The 21,828-nt window shown below is 44.3% G+C and carries 23 protein-coding genes; 2 read left to right on the forward strand and 21 right to left on the reverse strand.

Going from position 1 to position 21,828, the window contains the following annotated elements:
• The 11 genes from PGY05_RS01735 to gpr form a co-directional block, all read right to left on the reverse strand.
• Complete coding sequence (locus PGY05_RS01735; protein WP_117823784.1) at positions 1-291, reverse strand: L7Ae/L30e/S12e/Gadd45 family ribosomal protein; 291 nt, start codon at positions 289-291, stop codon at positions 1-3.
• A gap of 10 nt (positions 292-301) precedes the next feature.
• Positions 302-556 (reverse strand): RNase P modulator RnpM, encoded by a 255-nt coding sequence (gene rnpM, locus PGY05_RS01740; protein WP_334294126.1) that lies wholly within the window; start codon positions 554-556, stop codon positions 302-304.
• Positions 557-594: 38 nt separating this feature from the next.
• Positions 595-1,776, reverse strand: a complete 1,182-nt coding sequence (nusA, locus tag PGY05_RS01745) for a transcription termination factor NusA (RefSeq protein ID WP_008369313.1) — start codon at positions 1,774-1,776, stop codon at positions 595-597.
• Positions 1,777-1,795: 19 nt separating this feature from the next.
• Positions 1,796-2,263 carry a ribosome maturation factor RimP gene (rimP, locus tag PGY05_RS01750; RefSeq protein ID WP_008369315.1) on the reverse strand — a complete coding sequence of 156 codons (468 nt, stop codon included), beginning with the start codon at positions 2,261-2,263 and terminating at the stop codon, positions 1,796-1,798.
• A gap of 129 nt (positions 2,264-2,392) precedes the next feature.
• Positions 2,393-2,953, reverse strand: a complete 561-nt coding sequence (locus PGY05_RS01755; protein ID WP_008369317.1) for a hypothetical protein — start codon at positions 2,951-2,953, stop codon at positions 2,393-2,395.
• Between the two features lie 12 nt (positions 2,954-2,965).
• Positions 2,966-3,955: a DnaJ domain-containing protein gene (locus PGY05_RS01760; RefSeq protein ID WP_270475222.1), complete on the reverse strand. Its 990-nt coding sequence runs from the start codon at positions 3,953-3,955 to the stop codon at positions 2,966-2,968.
• Positions 3,955-5,706: a molecular chaperone HscC gene (locus tag PGY05_RS01765; protein ID WP_270475223.1), complete on the reverse strand. Its 1,752-nt coding sequence runs from the start codon at positions 5,704-5,706 to the stop codon at positions 3,955-3,957. Before PGY05_RS01765 ends, PGY05_RS01760 begins: the two co-directional genes overlap by 1 nt.
• Before the next feature lie 9 nt (positions 5,707-5,715).
• Positions 5,716-7,956, reverse strand: a complete 2,241-nt coding sequence (locus PGY05_RS01770; protein WP_270205948.1) for a DNA gyrase/topoisomerase IV subunit A — start codon at positions 7,954-7,956, stop codon at positions 5,716-5,718.
• Positions 7,957-8,036: 80 nt separating this feature from the next.
• Positions 8,037-9,956, reverse strand: a complete 1,920-nt coding sequence (locus PGY05_RS01775; protein ID WP_022220261.1) for a DNA gyrase/topoisomerase IV subunit B — start codon at positions 9,954-9,956, stop codon at positions 8,037-8,039.
• Positions 9,957-10,184: 228 nt separating this feature from the next.
• Positions 10,185-11,363, reverse strand: a complete 1,179-nt coding sequence (locus PGY05_RS01780; protein ID WP_270205947.1) for a stage II sporulation protein P — start codon at positions 11,361-11,363, stop codon at positions 10,185-10,187.
• A 119-nt stretch (positions 11,364-11,482) separates the two neighbouring features.
• On the reverse strand, positions 11,483-12,445 hold the full coding sequence (gene gpr / locus PGY05_RS01785; RefSeq protein WP_117823782.1) for a GPR endopeptidase: 963 nt from the start codon (positions 12,443-12,445) through the stop codon (positions 11,483-11,485).
• 193 nt (positions 12,446-12,638) lie between these two features.
• Between gpr and rpsT the strand changes: the two genes are divergently transcribed.
• Complete coding sequence (rpsT, locus tag PGY05_RS01790) at positions 12,639-12,902, forward strand: 30S ribosomal protein S20 (RefSeq protein WP_173688486.1); 264 nt, start codon at positions 12,639-12,641, stop codon at positions 12,900-12,902.
• A 149-nt stretch (positions 12,903-13,051) separates the two neighbouring features.
• Here rpsT and PGY05_RS01795 read toward each other — a convergent pair whose 3' ends face one another.
• The 5 genes from PGY05_RS01795 to PGY05_RS01815 form a co-directional block, all read right to left on the reverse strand.
• Positions 13,052-13,693, reverse strand: a complete 642-nt coding sequence (locus PGY05_RS01795) for an orotate phosphoribosyltransferase (protein WP_008369334.1) — start codon at positions 13,691-13,693, stop codon at positions 13,052-13,054.
• Positions 13,694-14,257: 564 nt separating this feature from the next.
• Positions 14,258-15,277, reverse strand: a complete 1,020-nt coding sequence (gene ilvC / locus PGY05_RS01800) for a ketol-acid reductoisomerase (protein ID WP_118199207.1) — start codon at positions 15,275-15,277, stop codon at positions 14,258-14,260.
• Positions 15,278-15,414: 137 nt separating this feature from the next.
• Positions 15,415-15,915, reverse strand: a complete 501-nt coding sequence (gene ilvN / locus PGY05_RS01805) for an acetolactate synthase small subunit (protein WP_008369341.1) — start codon at positions 15,913-15,915, stop codon at positions 15,415-15,417.
• Between the two features lie 112 nt (positions 15,916-16,027).
• Entirely contained in the window at positions 16,028-17,005 is a 978-nt protein-coding gene (locus PGY05_RS01810; RefSeq protein WP_270205946.1) for a LacI family DNA-binding transcriptional regulator, read from the reverse strand.
• Entirely contained in the window at positions 16,963-17,148 is a 186-nt protein-coding gene (locus PGY05_RS01815; RefSeq protein ID WP_147339256.1) for a hypothetical protein, read from the reverse strand. The genes PGY05_RS01810 and PGY05_RS01815 overlap by 43 nt, the downstream gene beginning before the upstream one ends.
• A 53-nt stretch (positions 17,149-17,201) precedes the next feature.
• On the opposite strand from PGY05_RS01815, the gene PGY05_RS01820 reads away from it, so the two are divergent.
• Positions 17,202-17,825, forward strand: coding sequence for an HAD family hydrolase (locus tag PGY05_RS01820; RefSeq protein WP_270205945.1), 624 nt, complete (start codon positions 17,202-17,204; stop codon positions 17,823-17,825).
• 194 nt (positions 17,826-18,019) lie between these two features.
• Here the strand turns inward: PGY05_RS01820 and PGY05_RS01825 are convergent, their stop codons facing one another.
• The 5 genes from PGY05_RS01825 to PGY05_RS01850 all read right to left on the reverse strand — a co-directional run bounded on the left by PGY05_RS01825 (position 18,020) and on the right by PGY05_RS01850 (position 21,826).
• On the reverse strand, positions 18,020-18,262 hold the full coding sequence (locus PGY05_RS01825) for a hypothetical protein (RefSeq protein WP_008369354.1): 243 nt from the start codon (positions 18,260-18,262) through the stop codon (positions 18,020-18,022).
• Between the two features lie 166 nt (positions 18,263-18,428).
• Complete coding sequence (locus PGY05_RS01830; protein ID WP_117556479.1) at positions 18,429-19,106, reverse strand: GntR family transcriptional regulator; 678 nt, start codon at positions 19,104-19,106, stop codon at positions 18,429-18,431.
• A 31-nt stretch (positions 19,107-19,137) separates the two neighbouring features.
• Positions 19,138-19,350 carry a hypothetical protein gene (locus tag PGY05_RS01835; RefSeq protein ID WP_008369357.1) on the reverse strand — a complete coding sequence of 71 codons (213 nt, stop codon included), beginning with the start codon at positions 19,348-19,350 and terminating at the stop codon, positions 19,138-19,140.
• 18 nt (positions 19,351-19,368) lie between these two features.
• Positions 19,369-20,841 (reverse strand): ABC transporter ATP-binding protein, encoded by a 1,473-nt coding sequence (locus PGY05_RS16540; RefSeq protein ID WP_117823777.1) that lies wholly within the window; start codon positions 20,839-20,841, stop codon positions 19,369-19,371.
• Positions 20,831-21,826, reverse strand: a complete 996-nt coding sequence (locus PGY05_RS01850; RefSeq protein WP_117556475.1) for an ABC transporter ATP-binding protein — start codon at positions 21,824-21,826, stop codon at positions 20,831-20,833. Before PGY05_RS01850 ends, PGY05_RS16540 begins: the two co-directional genes overlap by 11 nt.
• Between the last annotated feature and the right edge of the window lie 2 nt (positions 21,827-21,828).

Raw genomic sequence — 21,828 nt, forward strand, 5'->3', positions numbered from 1 at the left:
TTATTCTTCTTCCATATCCAGATGTTTTCTGATTCCTTTTGCAAACCCTGCATCTGTTACTGCAAGCGAAGCGCGGAACTCTTTTCCCATCGCATGGCCCAGGGTATCTTTATCTTCAAAAAAGTATATTGGCACTTTATAAAAATCACACATGTTCTGAAATTTCTTTTTTGTATTGTCCGATGCGTCGTCTGCCACAATCACCAGATGCGCGCGTCCTTCCTTGACTTCTTTTTCTGTCATGAATTCCCCGCTCTTTGTCTTGCCGGCTTTGGTCGCCAGACTGATCATCGATAATGCTCTATTTATGTTCAAGCTGCTCCAGCTCCTTTTCCAGATTTTCGTATATCTCTTTTGGTATCGCCTGTTTGAAAGAACGTTCCAGTCCTTTATTCTTTATTGCTTCCTGCAAACATTTTCCGGAAAAGCACAGATATGCCCCGCGCCCGTTCTTACGTCCGGTTGCGTCCAGAATGAATTCGCCTTCTGCTGTTTTCAGAACACGCAGCATTTCTTTTTTATTCTTCATTTCCTGACATCCCACGCATTTACGCATCGGGATCTTTTTGGTCGTACTCAAATAATCACCTCTGTCTATTCTTCATACAGATCAAGATCATCTGCTACTTCTTCCTCTGATTCTTCATCAGCAGAATATTCTTCGTCTGAATACTCTTCCTCCTGATAATCATCTTCATAATTCTCAGCCATATTCATATAATCTGCCGGAAGTTCGCCAGACTCGATCGCCTGTGTTTCGTTCTTGATATCGATCTTATATCCGGTCAGTCTTGCTGCAAGACGTGCATTCTGACCTTCTTTACCGATTGCAAGTGAAAGCTGGTAATCCGGTACAATTACACTTGCTGTTCTCTCATCCGGATCAGCCATTACAGAAATAACCTTCGCCGGGCTGAGTGCATTCTCGATCAGGATTGCCGGGTTATCACTCCAGTTGATGATATCAATCTTTTCACCGCGGAGTTCATTTACAACGGCTCCGACTCTGGCACCGTTCATACCAACGCATGCTCCAACCGGATCTACATCCGGGTCGTTAGACCATACTGCGATCTTGGTACGGGAACCTGCTTCTCTTGCGATGCTCTTGATCTCTACAATACCATCACGCACCTCGGTTACTTCCGCCTCAAAAAGACGCTTAACCAGTTCCGGATGTGTTCTTGATACAAGGATCTTTGGTCCTTTTGTCGTGTTCTTCACCTCTACAACGTAAAGTTTGATACGCTCTGTCGGCTCGAATTTCTCACCTTTTACCTGCTCATTCTCAGTAAGGATCGCATCTGCTTTTCCAAGGTTTACACTGACATTCTTGCCAATATATCTCTGAACCACACCTGTCACGATATCTTTTTCTTTTTCAAAGTACTGATCATATACAACTTTTCTTTCTTCTTCGCGGATCTTCTGAAGAATCAGGTTCTTTGCATTCTGTGTTGCGATACGTCCGAAAGATTTGGACTCAACCGGGATCTGTACGATGTCACCGATCTCATAAGAAGGATCGATCATCTTCGCATCTGCAAGACTGATCTGTTCTACTTTGTCCTCTACTTCTTCTACAACGGTTTTCTCCTGGATCAGAGTGTAATCGCATGTCTCCTTATCCATAATTACTTTGATATTGTCTGCTTTTCCGAAATGATTCTTACATGCATTGATCAGTGAATTCTCAATGGCATCCATCAGAGTATCTCTGCTGATATCTTTTTCCTCTTCAAGAATTGTAAGTGCTTCTAATAATTCGGTATTCATTTCCTTCTTCCTCCTGTCACTAGAAATCGAACGCCAGACGGATCAGTGCGATGTCTGCTTTATCAAATGTCATCGTCTCGCCGTCTTCATATTCAATGGTAACTGTATCTTTATCATAATCTTTTAAGATTCCAATAAACTCTTTCTGTCTGTCGATTGCCCGGTAAGTACGAACCTCTACTTCTTCTCCCAGGCTTCTTGCAAAGTCTTTTTCTTTCTTCAGCGGTCTGCCAAGTCCCGGCGAACTCACTTCCAGAATATACGCTTCATCGATAAAATCCTTCTCATCCAGAATGTCTGAAAGTTCCCGGCTTACAACCTCACAGTCATCGACCATAATTCCTCCCGGCTTATCAATATAAGCACGCAGGTACCAGTTTCCGCCCTCTTTTACATATTCTACATCCCAGAGATCAAATCCATGCTTTTCCACGATTGGGTTCAGAATCTCTTCTGTTTTCTGTTCATATACTTCTTTTTTTGACAATCTGCAACTTCCTTTCTTAATCAGGCTCCAAAAATCTGTCCGATTTTGGTTGTATGACTGGCAAAAAGAAGAGTGAACTTTCGTCCACTCTTCTGCCAGATTTCTTATGTAACTGCATACAGTATAGCACTACTTTTCCTGAAATGCAAGGATTTTTAAAATATATGCCTGATTCTCTTTGTAAAGACGCTTTCCGTCGTTCTCCTTCAGCCATTTTACAACCTGGATATCTGCTGCCCAGTCATCTGCCCAGACTTCATCACCTTCGCCACGCGCCGCCGCTTTTTCTGCGATGTATCCCGCCGGGTCTTCCGTAAGATCTTTCAGTACTTCATATGCTTTTTCGTTCTTATCATCCAGATCCTGTATCAAAACAACGGTTTCTGTATCCGGTGTCTTTCCATCGAGTGCCTGCAGCTGTTCATTATATTTTTCCAGATTCTCCAGGCTGTCCTTCGCATCCTCCAGACATTCTGTCAGGATTTCGATCTCCGTTTTTCCAGTACCACCCTTTGCAACCGGGCGGATAGATATTTCTGAATCAGCAGTCGTCTTTTTCAGCTCTGCCCGAATCCTCTCCTCATCGTGATCCATTCTTCCGATATCATATCCAAAGTAAAAACCGCCAATTCCAATCACAACAAGAAGAACGATTGCAAAAATTCTTTTTCCGGATTTTTTCTTTTTCATCTTCCGTCCTCCTTACCCTAATATCGTACCTGCTATAATTCCAAGGATCATTCCGCCGATCCCGGTTCCCGCAAGCGCCGCAAGATATAAGAGTACCTTCACCGCTTTGGATTTCTCCTTTTTCACCTTTGGAAGTGCCGAACCAGGCTCCGGTGTTCGCCTCTCCTGCGTCTGTTCCGGTGTCTCCTGCCGCGGCATTCTTTCGATTTCTTCTTGTGTCGGATAGGCAAACGGCATCACATCTGCTTCAAGAGCTGAAAATAATTTTCCATCGATCCACTGAAAATACTGCCAGATCGCCGCATCAAACATCCGGTGGGTGTCCAGAAAATGATACCAGGATTCCACAAAGGTTTTTGTTCGGAAATATTCTCTATACGCCGGTTCCTCCAGAATATCCTTCCAATGATACAGCTTATTCCGTTCCTTTTCATTCAAATACAGACTGATGCACTGCTCCATGATTTTCCGGACCTCACGGTCATCCGCGCCTTGTCGCTCAGAAGCATCCGCCATATTCTGGAACTGACGGGTCCAGTCACTGTCCCACGTCCGGGAATCTTCCTCTAACTGTACAGATGGCTCTCCTGCCTCTTCTTCCCGGAAACTTTCCTCAGAATCTTCGTCAGAATGCACAGGAAGTTCTTCATACTGCGCAGAAGATTCTTCTGACTGTGCATCTTCTTTCTGAGGATTTTCCATGTAATCCTCTTCCGGGTTTCTCTCCGGCTCTGCATAATTCCATGTTTCAGATTCCGCTGTTTTTTCCTGCTCCGCTGCTCCCATCTCCATCCGCCGCGGCTCTTCCGGCATCTGTGGCTCTTCCCCTCTTCCCGCATTGCGCTCCGCCCACGCAAGCGCCTCTTCATAGGCATCGTGGATCCTCTGGAATTCCTCCGGGTGTTCTTCCGGGTGGAACTCCCGGGACTTCGCCGCATACGCCCGCTTTATCGTTTTCTTTTCCGTTGTTGGTTCAATCCCAAGTACCGTAAAACAGTTCATCACTGCTGCCTCCTCCACTCATCATACAGATAAGCTTCTATCTTGACCGGCACCGATCTCTTCGGTGTATTCTCCACAATATCCAGAAGCTCACTTGTCCTTGTATACGCCTTCTCGATCGTCCGCAAATCCTGTGTATTTAATGCAACTGAAAAATCTGCCAGGATCTTGTCCAGATATTTTCGGATTTCTCCGGTGTTTTCTTCGTAAAGACGGTCGCCTCTTTCCAGCAGAAGCCGGTTCTTTTCCTGCTCTCTCGGATGGATCTTAATCTTCTGCAACTCTTTTCTTCTTTCCTCAATCTGCTCTGGTGTCAGATGGATATTTTTGTTGACGATCACCTTACTGAAATGCTCCTTGGTGCTCACCACGGTCACATCCACTTCCAGAATTCCGTTAATGTCATAGGTAAATCGGACATCCACCGCTTCCCTCTGATCCTCTCTTCTTGCCAGCGGCACCGGCACACGGATCCGTCCGAGCTCCAGATTCTGGTCTGCATAGCGGTGCTCGCCCTGTAAAATCGTGATATCACAGTATTCCTGGAACTGATGTACCGTCCAGTATCGCTCCACCCGGCTGATCGGAAGTACCGAATTCCGCTCAATGATCGGAGACATGATCGCCGGTCCCTTGGTATCTCCATGAATGATCTCGGTTCCAAGTGTAAACGGACAAATGTCTGTAAGAAGTACATCCCGCACTGCCTGCTGCCGCTCCTTGATTCCGGCATACATTCCGGCGCCGACCGCAACCGCAACATCCGGATCGATCTCACACCGCGGTCTTTTACCACTCAAAAACTGCAGATAATTCTGCACGATCTTCATCTTACCGGATCCACCGATCATAATGATCTCGTCAATATCCTCCCATCCATAACCACTGTCGTTCATCGCCCGTTTCAGCGGAATCCCGATTCCTTCCAGCAGCTTTGCAGACACCTCCAGAAGTCCTTTCGCATCCAGTTTCATCTGGTAAATCTGTCCGCTGATCACAACCTCCATCTCGCCCTCCGGCGCATCAGTCAGTGTACGTTTCAGCTTCTCACTCTCCCGGATCAGGCTGGCTCTTTCTTCATTAGTGATCTTTCCTTCATCAATCCGATTGACACTTAGGAATTTTTCCGCAATTGCACGGTTCACATCATCCCCACCGAGATGATTGTCTCCGGCAACTGCCACAATCTCGATCACACTGTCAAATGCATCTACGATCGAGATATCCAGAGTTCCTCCGCCAAAATCAAACACCAGAAAGGTCTGATCCTCCTTAGTCTTTCCAAAGCGATAGGCAAGTGCTGCCGCCGACGGCTCATTGACCAGACGCTCCACAGTAAGTCCGGCAAGCTCTCCTGCCATCTTCGTCGCATTTCTCTGAAAATCATTAAAATACGCCGGGACACTGATGACTGCCTCTTCAACCGGCTCACCCAGGTATTTTTCCGCATCTTCTTTCAGCTGCCGCAGGACCATGGACGACAGATCTGCCGCTGTAAACCGCCTGTTTCCAAGCATAAATGTCTTCTCCGTCCCCATAAAACGCTTGAAACTTGCCACTGTACTTTCCGGATGGGAGATCAGACGCTCTTTCGCCGTTCTCCCTACCAGCATCTCACCGTTCTCATCAATTCCTACTACCGACGGTGTTAAATATTCTCCCAGATTATTTGGAATCAACGTGCATTTATCATCCTGCCACACGCTTACCAGACTGTTTGTTGTTCCAAGATCAATTCCTACCGTTGCCATATGACCGACCTACTTTCTCATTCGTGTTCCTGTTCCATCTCTTTTCGCCCGTTTCAAGCGGTTCAGTGTCACTTCTTTTTCATGGAAGATCACCTTGCTCTCCGTTCCTTCTTCAAACAGATATACCTCTTCCACGCTGTCATTTTTCTGTAATTTCATACCGCGCACACCAACTGCACCCTTTTTCTTCTCCGAAACTTCTTCCGCCGGGAAACGGAGCACAAATCCATTCTCCGTCATCAGAACTACATCCTGCGCATCCCGGATCGGCCGGATACTTACCAGTGCATCTTCATCCTGCAGCTTCGTTGCCGCGATTGTCCGCTTAGTTACCTGGAATTCACTTCCTGCCACCTTTTTGATCATTCCCTGCTTCGTGACAAACAGAAATTTTGAGAAAAAGAGTTCTCTGTCATCACATAGATATACGATTTCTTCTTTTGTACTGTCAAAATTACTTACATTGTCGATTGGAAATCCTTTGTCCCTGAATTTTCCATAAGGGAGATCCATCACTTTGATCTGATGCATCTTGCCATCCGATGTAAAAAGACACAACTTGCCGGTATTCATACAGCGCAGAATATACTTATTCTCCTTATCTGCCGCTTCCCGGTTACGTTCATAGACGGATCCATCCACCGTCTTTGCATAACCAAAGCGGTCCATCAGAAGGACAACCTCCTGCTCCTGTACTTTATTTTCCTCAAACACAGCTTCTTCTGCATTCTCGATCTTCGTTTTACGCTTCACGGCATATTCTTTTTTCAGCGCATCCAGATCATCAATGATCACCTGCGCCATAGAATCATAATTATTCAGAATATCCTCATATTTTGCAATATTTGCAAGCGTTGTCTCATGCTCCTTCATCAGCGCCTCGATTTCCAGACCGATCAGCTTGTACAGACGCATCTCCAGAATTGCCTGTGCCTGCCGGTCGGTAAACCGGAGCATGGATGCCATCTTCTCAGATCTTTTCGACTTAAACTTGATCTTCTCCGTCGCACCTGTTGTCAGACATTTTTTTGCATCCCTGATGGACGAGCTTCCACGCAGGATCTCAATGATCAGGTCGATCACGTCACACGCCTTGATCAGACCCTCCTGGATTTCTTTTTTATCCTGCTCTTTTTTCAGCAGCGTCTTGTATTTTCTGGTTGCAAGTTCAAACTGGAAATCTACATGATGTTCGATGATACGTTTGAGTCCCAGTACTTCCGGTCTGCCATCGGCTACCGCAAGCATATTGACACCAAAGGTATCCTCCAGTCTGGTCTTTTTATAAAGCATGTTGATCAGATTGTCCACATCTGCATCACGCTTCACTTCAATTACAATACGGATTCCTTCCTTGGAAGACTGATTGGAAATGTCTACGATGTCACTGGTCTTCTTTGTCTCCACCAGATTGCAGACATCGTTCAGAAATTTACCGATTCCGGCTCCGATCATGGTGTACGGGATTTCGGAAATGACGATCTTCTTCCGTCCGCCTTTTATCTCTTCCACATCTACTTTTCCACGAATCTTGATCTTTCCGGTTCCAGTCTCATAAATTTCTGCCAGATCATCTTTATTGACGACGATCCCGCCTGTCGGGAAATCCGGTCCTTTGATATACTTCATCAGCTGTTTTGTCGTGATATCATTGTTCTTCATGTATGCCTTAACCGCATCCACAATCTCGCCCAGGTTATGTGTCGGAATACTGGTTGCCATACCAACTGCGATTCCTTCCGCACCGTTCAGCAGAAGGTTCGGAATTCTTACCGGAAGAACTGCCGGCTCTTTTTCTGTCTCATCAAAATTCGGTACAAAATCAATGATATCTTTGTCCAGATCGGCAAGATATGCCTCCTGTGTGATTTTCGCCAGTCTTGCTTCAGTATAACGCATGGCTGCAGCCCCGTCTCCTTCAATGGAGCCGAAGTTTCCATGACCATCTACCAGGATCATTCCTTTTTTGAATTCCTGTGCCATAACAACCAGCGCTTCATAGATCGAGCTGTCTCCATGTGGATGATATTTACCCATGGTATCCCCGACAATACGCGCACATTTACGATATGGTCTGTCATAACGGATTCCCAGCTCATACATGTCATAGAGTGTTCTTCTCTGTACCGGTTTCAAACCATCCCTGACATCCGGGAGGGCTCTGGAAATGATAACACTCATGGCATAGTCAATATATGATTTTTTCATCAGCTCCGAATATTCCGTCCGGATGATCTGTGACTCTTCCATTTTCTCTTACCTCTTCTAGTTTATGTTTTCTGATGCACAGACTTTCCCCTTTTGAAAATCCATGCCTTTCCGATCTGTTTTTAAATATCCAGTTCTGCCTCTGTCGCATTTTCATAAATAAATGCGCGGCGCGGCGGAACTTCTGTTCCCATCAGCATCTCTGTTACACCGGATGCCATACGTGCATCCTCGATCTCGATCCGTTTCATCATTCGAGTTTCCGGGTTGAGGGTTGTCTCCCAGAGCTGCTCTGCATCCATTTCACCCAGACCTTTGTATCGCTGCAGGGTAAAGTCGGAATGTGTCTTTCTATATCTCTCCAGTGCCTTATCATCGTAAAGGTACTCTTCTTCTCCCTTTTTCGGCATTGCCTTATAAAGCGGCGGCATTGCCACGTAGACATGACCTTCGTATATCAGTTCCGGCATAAACCGGTAGAATAAGGTCAGCAACAGTGTGGAAATATGCGCTCCATCCACATCCGCATCCGCCATGATGATAATCTTGTCATACCGCAGCTTTGTGATATCAAAGTCATTACCGTATCCCTCTGAAAATCCACATCCGAATGCATTGATCATGGTCTTGATCTCGGCATTTGCCAGAACCTTATCGATGCTTGCTTTTTCCACGTTCAGAATCTTTCCACGGATCGGCAGGATTGCCTGATACATTCTGTCACGGGCAGTCTTTGCGCTTCCTCCCGCAGAATCTCCCTCAACGATGAAGATTTCACATTTGGATGCATCCCTGCTCTCACAGTTGGCAAGCTTACCGTTACTGTCAAAAGAATATTTCTGCCTGGTCAGAAGATTCGTCTTTGCCTTTTCCTCGGTCTTACGGATCTTTGCTGCTTTTTCCGCACAGGAAAGAACCTTTTTCAGTGTCTCCAGATTCCGGTCAAAGAAACGCGGGATCTCATCACTGGTCACCTTTCCGGTCGCTTTTGCCGCATCCTGGTTGTCCAGCTTTGTCTTGGTCTGTCCCTCAAATCTCGGATCCGGGTGCTTGATCGATACGATCGCCGTCATTCCGTTCCGTACATCCGCACCGGTAAAGTTGGCATCCTTATCCTTTAACACACCAATTTCACGGGCATACTGGTTCATGATCGTCGTAAATGTCGTCTTGAACCCGGTCAGATGGGTTCCCCCTTCCGCATTATAAATATTGTTGCAGAAACCTAATACATTTTCATGAAATTCATTCACATACTGGAATGCAACTTCCACTTCGATACCTTCTGCTTCTCCTTTATAGTAAACCGGATCGTGGATCACTTCTTTTTTGGAATTCAGATCCTTGATAAATCCAATGATCCCATCCGGTTCATGATACTCGATCCTCTCTTCCTGTGTCTTTCTTTTATCTGTAAATATAATCGTCAGTTCCGGATTCAGGTAGGCTGTCTCATGCAGTCGGCTCTTGATCTCTTCCTCTTTAAATCTCGTCTTCTCGAAAATTGTCGGATCTGGAAGAAAATTGACACAGGTTCCGGTCTTTTTGGTCTTTCCGATCACCGGAAGAAGCCCATCCTCCAGTTCTACCACCGGAATTCCTCTCTCATAACGGTCGTGGTGGACCGCACCGTCACGACTGATCTTTACATCCATATAAGTAGATAGTGCATTAACAACCGAAGAACCTACTCCGTGCAGACCGCCACTTGTCTTGTATGCCGAATCATCGAACTTACCTCCCGCATGTAGGGTGGTATATACGATTCTGGCCGCCGATACTCCTTTTGCATGCATACCTACCGGCACACCGCGTCCATTATCTGTTACCGTTGCAGAACCGTCCTTTTCCAGTGTCACCTCTATCTGTGAACAAAATCCTGCCAGATGCTCATCTACCGCATTATCTACAATTTCGTACACCAGGTGGTTAAGCCCCTTGGTACTGACGCTTCCAATATACATTCCCGGTCTTTTCCGGACGGCTTCCAGTCCTTCCAGAATGGTAATACTCTCCGCATCATATGTAGTCTTTTTTGCCATTTTCTTCCTCTCCTCTTATGATCTATCCTAAAATATCCAGGTAAAATCCTGCGGCAGCAGCCTCCTTACAATTTCCCGGATTCCCTGATCTGTTTCTTCAATTCAGTAAGAAAAATTCTATCTCAATTTCAATCCTCTTGTCAAGCCAAATTGACCTCCCCTGCCATTATAACATATTTTATATCGTTAAACTTCTGTAGTTTCCATTCTGTCATAAGAATACTCCCTCTATCGTCCGGTCAGCACACTATTTAAAAGGTCTGCCAGCACCTCCATGGCATTTCGCATTTCCTCTACCGTGTTGGTCTGCGCGCCCGCCTCAATAAGAAGCATCCGCGGCATCAGATCCATATTGTATTTATAGCCGCGAAGATAGTTTCTCCTTGCAAATCCCGGATATTTTGTTTCTGCCGCAATCTTCATCTGCAGGGAAAATGCAAGATTATCCTGCAAATATGGATTGGCCATTCCGACAAGGTCTCCGTTTACCCGCGTCCGGCTCAGTCCGTTAAAAAACATGATCTGTGCCGTCGGTTTCCCATTTATCTCTGTCACCAGATGCGTAGTATCCGCCACGCCGTCTCTATGCAGATCGATCACCACTTCGATACTCGGATTTTCCGCAAGGATCTGTTCCACCTCAGGTTTGGCAAATTCATAGGCCTCGCTCCGGTCCAGTTTCCCATTGATCAGATCATATACACCCTCATGATGCATGGTCGGAATCTTGTATTTGTTATTTAAAATCTCCGTCAGATAACGCCCGATCCCTACAATTGAGGTGGACGGATCATTGTCCGAATCTGCAAATGTCTCCTGGGAATGGGTGTGATAGATCAGGATTTTCGAACCGCCCGTACTCAGATCGATCCTCAAATCCTTTCCAAGCAGCTCCGAAGCGTTCAACTCCGAAGGATTGATATAAGTCACGCTGTCCACCGTATAAAAATTGCTCACAAGATATTCAAAATCATTTAGCCGCTCCATTGAAAGATCCATCGTCGGTACGGACGCCTGCCTTGTCTCTTCACTTTTGTCTTTCCCGATAAGCTGTCCATTTTCATCCACCGAATTTTCTTCTTCTGCCTGCTTTTTTGCAAGAATCGCATAGGTAGCCTCATCTTCTGTCAGAAGCTCTGCCGCCTCCCGTTCAGTCACATAATTGCCAAGAGGAATCAGGGCAGATGCCATGTGGACAACAGCCTCCGTCACCCGGATTTCCCCTTGTTTTTTTTCCGTATATGTAACTCCCGGCATATAAAGCCGCTCCGCATTCTCCTGAACGCTCTGGATCATCCTGATCTTCCAGGACTTCGGGATCAGTGAACCGCTGCTTTTTGCTTCCAGTCCCCAGATTCCCAAAATCATAATGGCAAGAAGCACACAAATTCTCTGTTCTTTTTTCATCTGCGCGCCTCCCTGCCAGTTTCTGAAGATCGCTGTAGCAAAACCATATCTTTCCAGACTGGATCCTGCCCCGGACCTTTTGTGTCATATTGACATAATATATGCAGCTCACTGCCTGATTATGTCGCTGAAGCCGCAAAAAGCATATTCAGTGCCTCCGAAATCGTATAACTGATTCGCCTGACGGTCTCATCAATATCTTTTGGTGTTACAAACATTCCATTTAAATGTGGCGCGATCAGTTCTTTAATCAGCTCATATTTTTCTGCCGGACTGTATCCTTTGATCACACTTGCCATGCCTTTTAAAGATTCAGATACTTCCACTGCACTGAGCAGATTATCCATCGTATCGCCTACAATGGTTGCCGCATCCACTACAGTCGGCACACCGATTGCAATCACCGGGATCCCGACTGTCTTTTCCGTGATTGCATTTCGGTGATTTCCCACCCCGGATCCCGGATTGATTCCCGTATCCGCAATCTGGATCGTCCGGTTCAGCCTTTTTGAATTTCTCGCTGCCAACGCATCGATCACCAGAAGGATATCCGGTTTTGTCTCTGCCACCACCCCCCGGATCACCTCCACAGTCTCCATTCCGGTCTGCCCCATAACCCCCGGCACGATCGCGCTGACCGACCAGACCTCATCTTCCCCTGTTGCATACTTTCCGTACTCTTCAATGATATGCCTTGTGATATGCAGGTTGTCTACCACATAAGGACCAAGTGCATCCGGTGTCACCTGGCGGTTGCCAAGACCGACCACCAGGATCTTTTCCATCTTTCTTTTAGGAAGCAGTTCTCCAATGAATTTCCGGAGCTGCTGTGAAATCTCCTCATGATATCCTTCATCGGGAACTGCCATTTCCGGTGCCTCGATCGTGATATAGCTGCCAACCGGTTTCCCCATCACTTTTGCTCCGTTTTCGGTCTCAATCCTCACGGTCGTGATGCGGATCTCATTTTCCTCATCATACTCTTCCGTCAAGATCACACCCTGGACCTCAACATGATCAGATTCAAACCGTTCCTTCTCTTCCAGCGCCAGATCCGTCCTGATATTATACTTTTCAACCATAGTCCTCTCCCATTTCTGTATTTTCTGTCTTATTCACTTAGTTTTTCGCAAAAAATTGGAATTATGTATTGACAAGCAATCTTTCTTCGCCTAAAATAAATAAGTGTGTTCGACGGATGTTCCGTGTCACTTTTCGTCGAATTCAATATTATGATTATATAATTTATGAAATGATAATTTGGAGGTGTCGGAAATGGCTAATATTAAATCCGCAAAAAAGAGAATTTTAGTAACTGAGACAAAGACAGCTAGAAATAAAGCAATCAAATCTAAAGTGAAAACTTATGTAAAGAAAGTTGAAACTGCTGTTGAAAAGAAAGACGTTGAAGCTGCAAAGGCTGCATTAAAAGAAGCAATCTCTGTAATCAACAAAGCAGGAAGCAAGGGTGTTTACCACAAAAATACTTGCGCAAGAAAGATCTCTCGTTTAACAAAAGCTGTTAACGAAATTGCTTAATTCCGGTTTCGAGATAAATAATGAATGATAAAAAGGCAGCCATCCCGTCAGTGGCTGTCTTTTTTGTTTTCATAAATCTTTCAAAAAAGAGTCTGTACTGAAATGCTGCTTGTATTCGGTACAGACTTTTTTTGTCTTCTGATTTTCTCTTATAATTTAGAATAACCGTAGCTGTTCACGATAGCTTCGATCCGCTGTCCTTCTCTGCACTTCGGGCAATCTTCCGGAGAATATGCTCTGTAATGCGGAAGATCACTGCTTGTGAAGATCGTATTGACTTCCATTCCTGCAATCTTGTTGACTGAACTGAAAATTGCGCTGATTCCGCAGACTCTTCCACCGTAGTAGAGAACAGACTCGATTGCTTGTTTGACAGATTTACCGGTTGTGATGGACGCTGCAAGGATCAGAACCTGTTTGTTCTCAACCATTCTCTGTTTGTTGTCACGGAACAGGATCTGTCCGTCCTGATACATCTCCGGGGTAATAATGGAAATGTTGTTTCCTTTGCTGAGTGAGTACTGGTTCTCATCGGCAAGCTGCTCGGCAAGGAAGGTTCCGATCACTTCTGTCTCTTCCATGCAAACGATGGTATCTACCGTTGTGTTAGAAAGGTAAGCTGCTGCAAGAACTTTTGCAGTTTCACGGGCGTTGTTGTGACGGGATTTGACCGTTGACATGTCGATGTAGGTGTTGATGTGGGAATGACTTGTTGCAAAGTGTCCTTTTAAAATTTTAATTCGCGCCTTTGGGTTTTTAGCGGAGCGAAGGTCTTCCAGTCTTTCATCCATTTCTAGTTCCTCCTTTAAGTTGTTTTGGTGGTTTTGACTGGTTTTAGTATAGCACAGAGGGGTGGGTTGTGCAATATGTATATTGGGGGAGTATGGTGGAGGAACGGGATGGGTGTTTAGAGGGGACGCCAAACTGGCGCATAGCGCGGTTTGGCTGGGATGTGTTTGTGGAAGGACGGGACTTTTGTTTTGGGGGGACGCGGAATTGGCGCATAGCGCGGTTTGGCTGGATGTGTTTGTAGAAGAACGGGACTTTTGTTTTGGGGGGACGCCAAACTGGCGCATAGCGCGGTTTGGCTGGGATGTGTTTGTGGAAGGACGGGACTTTTGTTTTGAGGGGACGCGGAATTGGCGCATAGCGCGATTCCGCTGGGTGTGTTTGTGAGTTTGTGGGTCGAATGATTTACATACAAGCCGGTCAGAGTCTCACAAGCAGAGCTTGTTCGACCGTTGGCGGCGCCAACTAACTAATCAGAAATAGAAGGAGTCCCGGAAAAGCATGCGAGCATGTTTTTCCGGGACTCCTTCTATTTCCGCTTAGCTGACCGGCTTGTTGCCTATCGCTTAGTTATTGATCAGTTTGTCTTCACCATTCCAGCTGTAGAGTTTTCTGATTTCTTCTCCTACTACTTCTGATGGATGTTCTGCGGCTTTCTTTCTCATTGCTTTGAAGTGTACCTGACGTCCTGCTGGTGACATGTCGAGAAGGAATTCTTTTGCGAATGTTCCGTCCTGGATGTCTGAGAGGATCTTCTTCATTGCTTTCTTTGTATCTTCTGTGATGATCTTTGGTCCTGTGATGTAATCACCGTATTCTGCTGTGTTGGAGATTGAGTATCTCATTCCGGCGAATCCGCTCTGGTAGATCAGGTCTACGATAAGTTTCATTTCATGGATGCATTCGAAGTATGCGTTTCTTGGATCGTATCCTGCTTCGCAAAGTGTTTCGAAACCTGTCTGCATAAGGGCACATACACCACCGCAAAGTACAGCCTGTTCTCCGAAGAGGTCTGTTTCTGTCTCTACTCTGTATGTTGTTTCAAGAAGTCCTGCTCTTGCTCCACCGATTGCAAGACCGTAAGCAAGTGCTCTGTCCCAGGCTTTTCCTGTGTAATCCTGTTCTACTGCGATCAGACATGGTGTTCCTTTTCCTGCCTGGTATTCGCTTCTTACTGTATGTCCCGGTGCTTTTGGAGCGATCATTGTTACATCTACGTATGCCGGAGGTGTGATGCATCCGAAGTGGATGTTGAATCCGTGAGCGAACATCAGCATGTTACCTTCCTCAAGGTTTGGTTCGATGTCTTTCTTATACATATCAGCCTGAAGTTCATCGTTGATAAGGACCATGATGATATCAGCTTTCTTTGCAGCTTCTGCTGCTGTATATACTTCAAATCCCTGAGCTTCTGCTTTTGCCCATGATTTGCTTCCTTCGTAAAGACCGATAATGACATTGCATCCTGAATCTTTCAGGTTCAGTGCATGTGCATGTCCCTGGCTACCATATCCGATGATAGCGATTGTCTGTCCTTCTAATACTGATAAATTACAGTCTTCCTGATAAAAAATTCTTGCTGCCATTTTTAATTTCCTCCTATGACTTATTGAATTCTATAGAGTTAAAGGCTCCATGCCCCTAGCTTTCTTATGTAACTACTGCTGCATCCCTGAAGGTGCCGCTTTCGAGCTCGTCGCTCTTTTCAAAACGTCTCTCTGCTTTAATCAAACATGATCACATCATCGCTTCCGCGCTTCAGTCCGGTAATACCGGTTCTTGCCAGCTCCAGGATCTCATATCCGTCCAGAAGCTCCATAAACGCTTTCAGCTTTGATTCGGTTCCCGTCAGTTCAATCATCAGACAGTCTTTTTCAACATCAACGATCTTCGCACGGAAAATATCTGCCAGTGAAATAAGTTCTGCTCTTTCAGATGCATTTGCACGAACCTTGATCATAACCAGTTCTCTGCATACTGAATTGCTGTCATTTAACGGCTTAATCTCGATCACATCTTCCATCTTGCGAACCTGCTTCTCGATCTGTGAAAGAATCTGTTCATCTCCACTTGCTACGATCGTGATCCTTGTAAATCTCGGATCTGCAGTTGTACCTGCGGTAATACTTTCAATATTGTACCCCCGTCTGCTGAACAATCCTGCCATACGGCTTAATAGTCCCGGATTGTTATAAACCAAAATTGAATAAGCTTGTTTTCTCATAACATACTCCTTTACTTTACAAAACAGAGTGCGTTCTGTTTTTTTATTGTAGCAATTGACACCACCTTTGTCAAGTAGCTTTCTAAAATTTTATCACTTTAATTCGATTTTATCAATTACAGGAACCTCTAATTATCGTTTTCACACTGATTTTTCCAGATTTTGTCAAAATATATCCTTTTATCATCTGGACATATAATTCTTCAATTACCTGCCGGACAAATCGTTTTTTGTCAAATTCGACTGTTGTCAGCTGCGGGCGGCAAATGAGTGCTGTTTCTTCTTTTCCGACTGCCATCACTTCAATTTCCTCCGGCACCTTGATTTCCAGATCATGCAGATAACCGACAGCCTCTGCTCCCTGTACGGCAGATGCAAATACGAGCATATCTGCGGATAAAGCAAGCCCTGCCAGCCGGATTTTATAGAACATTCTCCGCAGATCCCTGTCTTTTGGAATTTCCAGATATTGTTCTTCTTCAAGACAGCAGCCTTTTTTTGAAAATATTTTCTGCATTCCCTGCCATACCACTTTTCCGTACTCTTCCGTTCCATCCAGAAACCAGATTCTCTGTTTCTCTCTTTTAAACAGAAATCTTGCGACTTCCTCACCGGCTTTTCCGTAAATCCGGTCTGTTCTGTATATCGCAGCCACCGGAACTGCACACATCTGCCGGATTCTTGTACACTCCTCTTCATTGAGCCAGATACAGATAACCCCATCCAGTTTCCATACCGCCGCATATCGTACAAATTCTTCTGCTGTTTTTACAAAATGCAGCAGCATATAGTATTCCCTCTCATCCAGACTCTTCTCGATCTCACGCAGTATTTCTTCTAATTTTTCACTCTCCTGCTCCCATTCCTGCTTTTTTCCAACAACTACAGCAATCATCCCGGAAGATTTTCCGGAAAGGATACGTGCTCCCATGCTTGGAGCATATTTCTGTTCATCCAGGATCTCCTCTATCCTTTTTCTTGTCTTTCTTGATACTTTTTCCGTTCTTCCATGGATCACATTCGATACAGTTGTTGCACTCACTCCGGCTATTTTTGCAATATCTTTGATCCTGATTTTCCCCTCAGCCATTTCTTTCCCCCACTTATTTCTTTTGTTTTTTCTGTTTCTACTATCTTACACTTCTTTTCTTCTTTCTTACTAATTCGCATTTTTTCGACATCACCTGTAACTTTTCGATAAAATATTTTACAGATCATTGCCCGGATATCCACCTTGTGCTATCCTTAATCTGTTAAATAATTTTTCAGATACAGGAGATTGAATCATGGATGGTATTATATTTGACGTAGACGGCACACTCTGGGACTCAACCGAAGCAGTTGCCAGATCCTGGAATCAGGCGATAGAGGAGAATACAGATTTTTCCCTCTCACTTACAGCAGATTGGCTTAAGTCACTTTTTGGAAAAACAATGGATGAGATCACGCTTGCACTCTTTCCTTCCTGCCCAAAAGAAGAACGTGACCGGATCGGCTATCTTTGCTTTAACTATGAAAATCGGCTGCTTGAAACCGATCACGGTGTTCTTTACCCGGATGTTGCGCGGACACTGGAAAGCCTTTCTCAGAAAACCGACCTTTATATCGTCAGCAACTGCCAGTGTGGATATATCGAAGTTTTTCTAAAAACGATGGGACTCGGAAAATATATCAAAGATTTTTTATGCTTTGGTCAGACACAGGTTCCAAAAAATGAATCCATCCGTCTTCTGATGGAGCGCAATCATCTGCAGGATGTGGTTTATGTCGGAGATACTTCAGGTGATTTTGATGCCTGCCAGAAAGCAGACGTTCCTTTTATTTATGCTTCGTATGGATTTGGTGATATTCCGGATCCACCAAGACAGATTGGCGCAATCAGGGAACTTCCTGCTCTTCTTGGACTGTAGATTTTCTCTGTTTATGTTCCTGGTTCAGGATTATATAGCAGTTTTTTCCATCATTCAGCATCAGCAGAGTCTGCCACCGGTAGTTTCCTTCCATACACATGACAATATAAAAAGATCAGAGTCTGATAACCACATTTTTTATCATTCTCTGATCTTTTTATATTGAATTCTTTCCAGTGGATTTTTCCTTTTCTTTATTCCACATCCTCTTCATCAAATTCACACACCACATAATACCCCTGCGGTGTCTGCTTTACGTCAATCACCTTTCCCTGTCCTGACTTAAGTCTCTGCCATGAACGATAATTGGCGCTCATTGCCACAGCCGGCTCAATCGTATAATAAAAATACGCAGCTACAACGCCCTCTGTCACATCAACAATCTGTCCGGGTTCAACCAGTCCCGGACGCTCCATTTTAAATTCCATCTGTCTCATTTCCGCTTGATACCTGCCTCTTTTTCTATATTGTATTCGTTTTTTCTTGTAATTGCAAGTATTTACACAGACTGTTTTGTGACGAAGCTTTGAAGTAGAACGCCACTGTCAGGTGGTCTTTTTAGCCACCTGATCTAAAACAACTGAAATCACATTATCCTTCGTTCTATTCGGATTTCTTACACTGTTTTTCATGCAGAACTTCCGGAACGATCATATAATGCTCCTCAATCAATTTTGCTGTCTTTTCAACAGGCAATTCTTTTATTCCTTTTAAAAGGATCTCATGATTGTAGCGAAGTACATCAAAGGGGATGATGGATTCAACACCCATTGTATAATATCCGCACAAATTGCTTTCCCGGAGCATTGCCCATATTTTATATAAGGTTTCGCACTTTGCTGCCCGAACAATGCATGAATGAAACTGTTCATCATAACACATAATGTGGTACACATCTTTTTCTTTCGCAGCTTTTTCCATCTGGTCCAGACACTCATCCATTTCCCGTTCGATTTCTTCCGGAAGTTTTCCGGCAATGATCCTGATTGCCAGAACTTCCAGGGTAGAGCGGACAAGATATTTTTCCTGCATTTCTTCATAGGAAATCGTCTTTACTGTACTGCCTTTATGAGACTCATAAACAACAAATCCTTCCTCCCCGATATGACGCAGGGCTTCTCTGACCGGTCCCCGGCTTACATGAAACTTCTCCGCAATATCTTCTTCTACAATTCGTTCCCCCGGTTTGATCTTCCCCCGAATGATGTCTTCTCTTAACACATCAGCGATTTGCTGCCAAAGAGTTTTTCTTTGTATTGATGCCTTCCTGGTATAATCCATTCATTCTTCCTTTCAGATTTTTGCAGTTTTTTTATAAAAAGAACAGGCTGATCCCCACAATTACTGCCAGTGTAATGGCCAGAGCCGGCCAGAGTGCCCAGAATGCCCCCAAAACCATTGCCAGATAATCTCCCTTTTCAAAAACAATGTTCTGGTCACTCATCTGCTTTTTAAATTCCAGGAACTTTTTATCCTGTTCTTCCAACTGTCTTCCTCGTTTGCTGTATCCTCCAAAAAAGCTCATGCTAATTCCTTTCTGATTTTATGAATCCTTTTCTACTCCGAGTGGATTATGACAGGCTACAAAATGTCCAGGTCTCATTTCCACAAGTTCCGGTGTAATATGCTTACAGATTTCTGTACAGTATTTACATCTTGTATGGAACTTACATCCTTTCGGCGGATGAACCGGACTTGGGATATCTCCTTCAAGCGGGATCATCTCTCTGTTAGAATCTACGTCTGTCGTCGGAATTGCTGATAACAGCGCTTCTGTATATGGATGTGTAGGGTGATCAAACATTTCCTGTGACTCTGCAAGCTCTACGATGTTTCCAAGGTACATAACACCAATTCGGTCACTGATATATTTTACAACACTCAAACCATGTGAAATAAATAAGTATGCAAGATTGTCTTCGCTTCCGAGATCTTTCAGAAGGTTGACGATCTGCGACTGAATGGAAACGTCAAGTGCGGAAACCGCCTCATCGCAGACTACAAATCTTGGTTTCAATGCAAGTGCACGTGCAATACCGATTCTCTGTCTCTGTCCACCGGAGAACTGATGTGGATAACGATGGATCATATATGGTGCAAGTCCACATTTTTCCATGACTTCCATAACATACGCCTGCATTTTTTCATCATTTTTCTTAAAAATGCCATGTGCAAGAAGACCTTCTCCGATGATCTGTCCAACTGTCATACGCGGATTCAGTGATGAGTATGGATCCTGGAAGATCATCTGCATATCTTTACGTAGGAAACGCATTTCTTGTGTTTTCAGTCTCGCAAGATCTACTCCATTATCACGGTATGCTTCGTATTTTGTAAAAGCTTCATCGTTTTTATATTTACTGCGGAGTTCTTCTAACTTCTTCTCCGCTTTTTCAAGTTCCACTTTCTTCTCTGCGATTTCTTTTGTCTTATCGACACCTTCCATCTGGTTTTCTTCATTTAAACCACTGATCACTCTGGCAACTTTGAATTTTTCAAGCAGTAACTGTTCTGCTTCTTTTGTGTCATCTAAGCTATAGAATCCACCAATGATCTGAACAAGATTCAGGAATTCCATATTACATTTCTTCTGGATATTTTCACATTCAGCCTGTTTCTGGAATTTTTCCGCAGAATCTTCCATTTTTTCATATTCCGCTTTTAATGCTTCTGCCTTCGCTTCTAATTCGGCAATTTTCTTTTTACCAGAAGAAATATTTTTGATTGTTTCGTCTACATAAAGCGGTGCCATATCGGTAAGAGTTCTGCCGTAATACATTGTCTTACCTTCTGTCTGTTTGTAGATCTGAAGTAAAGTTCTTCCAAATGTTGATTTTCCACATCCGGATTCTCCAACAAGACCAACTGTTTCTCCTTCGTAAATATTCAAAGTAATTCCGTCATTGGCTCTTACATACTCCTGCTCTTTCTGGAATAACTTTGTTTTCTTAAGTGGAAACCACTGTTTCAGATCCGTGACCTTCAAAAGCACTTTCTTTTCATCATTATTTGGCATGGCGTGCCTCCTTATCCGGGTAGAAACAACGAATCAAGTGATTGTCTTCTGCCAACTCTAATTTTGGTTCTTCATTCATACATTTCTCTGTTGCATATTTACAACGCGGAGCAAATTTACATCCCTTCGGAAGATTGAGCGGATGAGGTACTGCTCCCGGAATTGCCTCAAGTCTTGCTCCGACCGGTGTATCCAGACGTGGAATTGAAGTCATAAGTCCTTCCGTATATGGATGTGAACAGGTTGTCTCTTTTGCAAAGATAGTTCTTGCTTTACACATTTCCACAACCTGACCACAATACATAACTGCCACTTCATCTGCCATCTGGTTGATAACTCCAAGGTCATGTGTAATGAACAGAATAGAGGTCCCTTTTTCCTTTTTCAGTTCATTCATCAGCTTTAAGATCTGTGCCTGAATGGTAACGTCCAAAGCAGTAGTCGGTTCGTCAGCGATCAGAAGACTTGGTTCGCAGGCAAGAGCCATGGCGATCATAACTCTCTGACGCATTCCACCTGACAGCTGATGCGGGAACTGTTTCATAACAGATTCCGGATTCGGGATCTTAACAGCTTTTAACATTTCAAGTGATTTCTCACTTGCTTCTTTTTTTGTGATTTTCTGATGGGTTAAATAAACTTCATTTAACTGTTTTTCGATCGTATATACCGGGTTCAAACTTGTCATCGGTTCCTGGAAAATAACGGAAATCTCATTTCCACGAATCTGGTACATATCATTGATTGTACACTCCGCAAGATTTCTTCCCTTGAAAGTAATTGTACCGCTGTCGATATATCCGTTTCCATCCAAAAGTTTTAAGATACTCATTGCCGATACACTCTTTCCACTTCCGGATTCTCCTACGATACCTAATGTTTTCCCAGACTCTACTCGATAGGAAACACCGTTGACCGCTTTTACAATTCCTTTTTTTGTCTTAAAAAATGTATGTAGATCATCTACTTCCAATAAATATGCCATCG

The sequence above is a fragment of the Coprococcus sp. AF51-11b1 genome, assembly GCF_027682785.1.
Taxonomy (GTDB): domain Bacteria; phylum Bacillota; class Clostridia; order Lachnospirales; family Lachnospiraceae; genus Allocoprococcus; species Allocoprococcus comes.

Bases quoted from the DNA above. Each gene is read 5' to 3' on its own strand.
- PGY05_RS01735 (WP_117823784.1), bottom strand. From the start codon at position 291: ATGATCAGTCTGGCGACCAAAGCCGGCAAGACAAAGAGCGGGGAATTC.
- rnpM (WP_334294126.1), bottom strand. From the start codon at position 556: ATGCGTAAATGCGTGGGATGTCAGGAAATGAAGAATAAAAAAGAAATG.
- nusA (WP_008369313.1), bottom strand. From the start codon at position 1,776: ATGAATACCGAATTATTAGAAGCACTTACAATTCTTGAAGAGGAAAAA.
- PGY05_RS01755 (WP_008369317.1), bottom strand. From the start codon at position 2,953: ATGAAAAAGAAAAAATCCGGAAAAAGAATTTTTGCAATCGTTCTTCTT.
- PGY05_RS01760 (WP_270475222.1), bottom strand. From the start codon at position 3,955: ATGAACTGTTTTACGGTACTTGGGATTGAACCAACAACGGAAAAGAAA.
- PGY05_RS01765 (WP_270475223.1), bottom strand. From the start codon at position 5,706: ATGGCAACGGTAGGAATTGATCTTGGAACAACAAACAGTCTGGTAAGC.
- PGY05_RS01770 (WP_270205948.1), bottom strand. From the start codon at position 7,956: ATGGAAGAGTCACAGATCATCCGGACGGAATATTCGGAGCTGATGAAA.
- PGY05_RS01775 (WP_022220261.1), bottom strand. From the start codon at position 9,956: ATGGCAAAAAAGACTACATATGATGCGGAGAGTATTACCATTCTGGAA.
- PGY05_RS01780 (WP_270205947.1), bottom strand. From the start codon at position 11,363: ATGAAAAAAGAACAGAGAATTTGTGTGCTTCTTGCCATTATGATTTTG.
- gpr (WP_117823782.1), bottom strand. From the start codon at position 12,445: ATGGTTGAAAAGTATAATATCAGGACGGATCTGGCGCTGGAAGAGAAG.
- rpsT (WP_173688486.1), top strand. From the start codon at position 12,639: ATGGCTAATATTAAATCCGCAAAAAAGAGAATTTTAGTAACTGAGACA.
- PGY05_RS01795 (WP_008369334.1), bottom strand. From the start codon at position 13,693: ATGGATGAAAGACTGGAAGACCTTCGCTCCGCTAAAAACCCAAAGGCG.
- ilvC (WP_118199207.1), bottom strand. From the start codon at position 15,277: ATGGCAGCAAGAATTTTTTATCAGGAAGACTGTAATTTATCAGTATTA.
- ilvN (WP_008369341.1), bottom strand. From the start codon at position 15,915: ATGAGAAAACAAGCTTATTCAATTTTGGTTTATAACAATCCGGGACTA.
- PGY05_RS01810 (WP_270205946.1), bottom strand. From the start codon at position 17,005: ATGGCTGAGGGGAAAATCAGGATCAAAGATATTGCAAAAATAGCCGGA.
- PGY05_RS01820 (WP_270205945.1), top strand. From the start codon at position 17,202: ATGGATGGTATTATATTTGACGTAGACGGCACACTCTGGGACTCAACC.
- PGY05_RS01825 (WP_008369354.1), bottom strand. From the start codon at position 18,262: ATGAGACAGATGGAATTTAAAATGGAGCGTCCGGGACTGGTTGAACCC.
- PGY05_RS01830 (WP_117556479.1), bottom strand. From the start codon at position 19,106: ATGGATTATACCAGGAAGGCATCAATACAAAGAAAAACTCTTTGGCAG.
- PGY05_RS01835 (WP_008369357.1), bottom strand. From the start codon at position 19,350: ATGAGCTTTTTTGGAGGATACAGCAAACGAGGAAGACAGTTGGAAGAA.
- PGY05_RS16540 (WP_117823777.1), bottom strand. From the start codon at position 20,841: ATGCCAAATAATGATGAAAAGAAAGTGCTTTTGAAGGTCACGGATCTG.
- PGY05_RS01850 (WP_117556475.1), bottom strand. From the start codon at position 21,826: ATGGCATATTTATTGGAAGTAGATGATCTACATACATTTTTTAAGACA.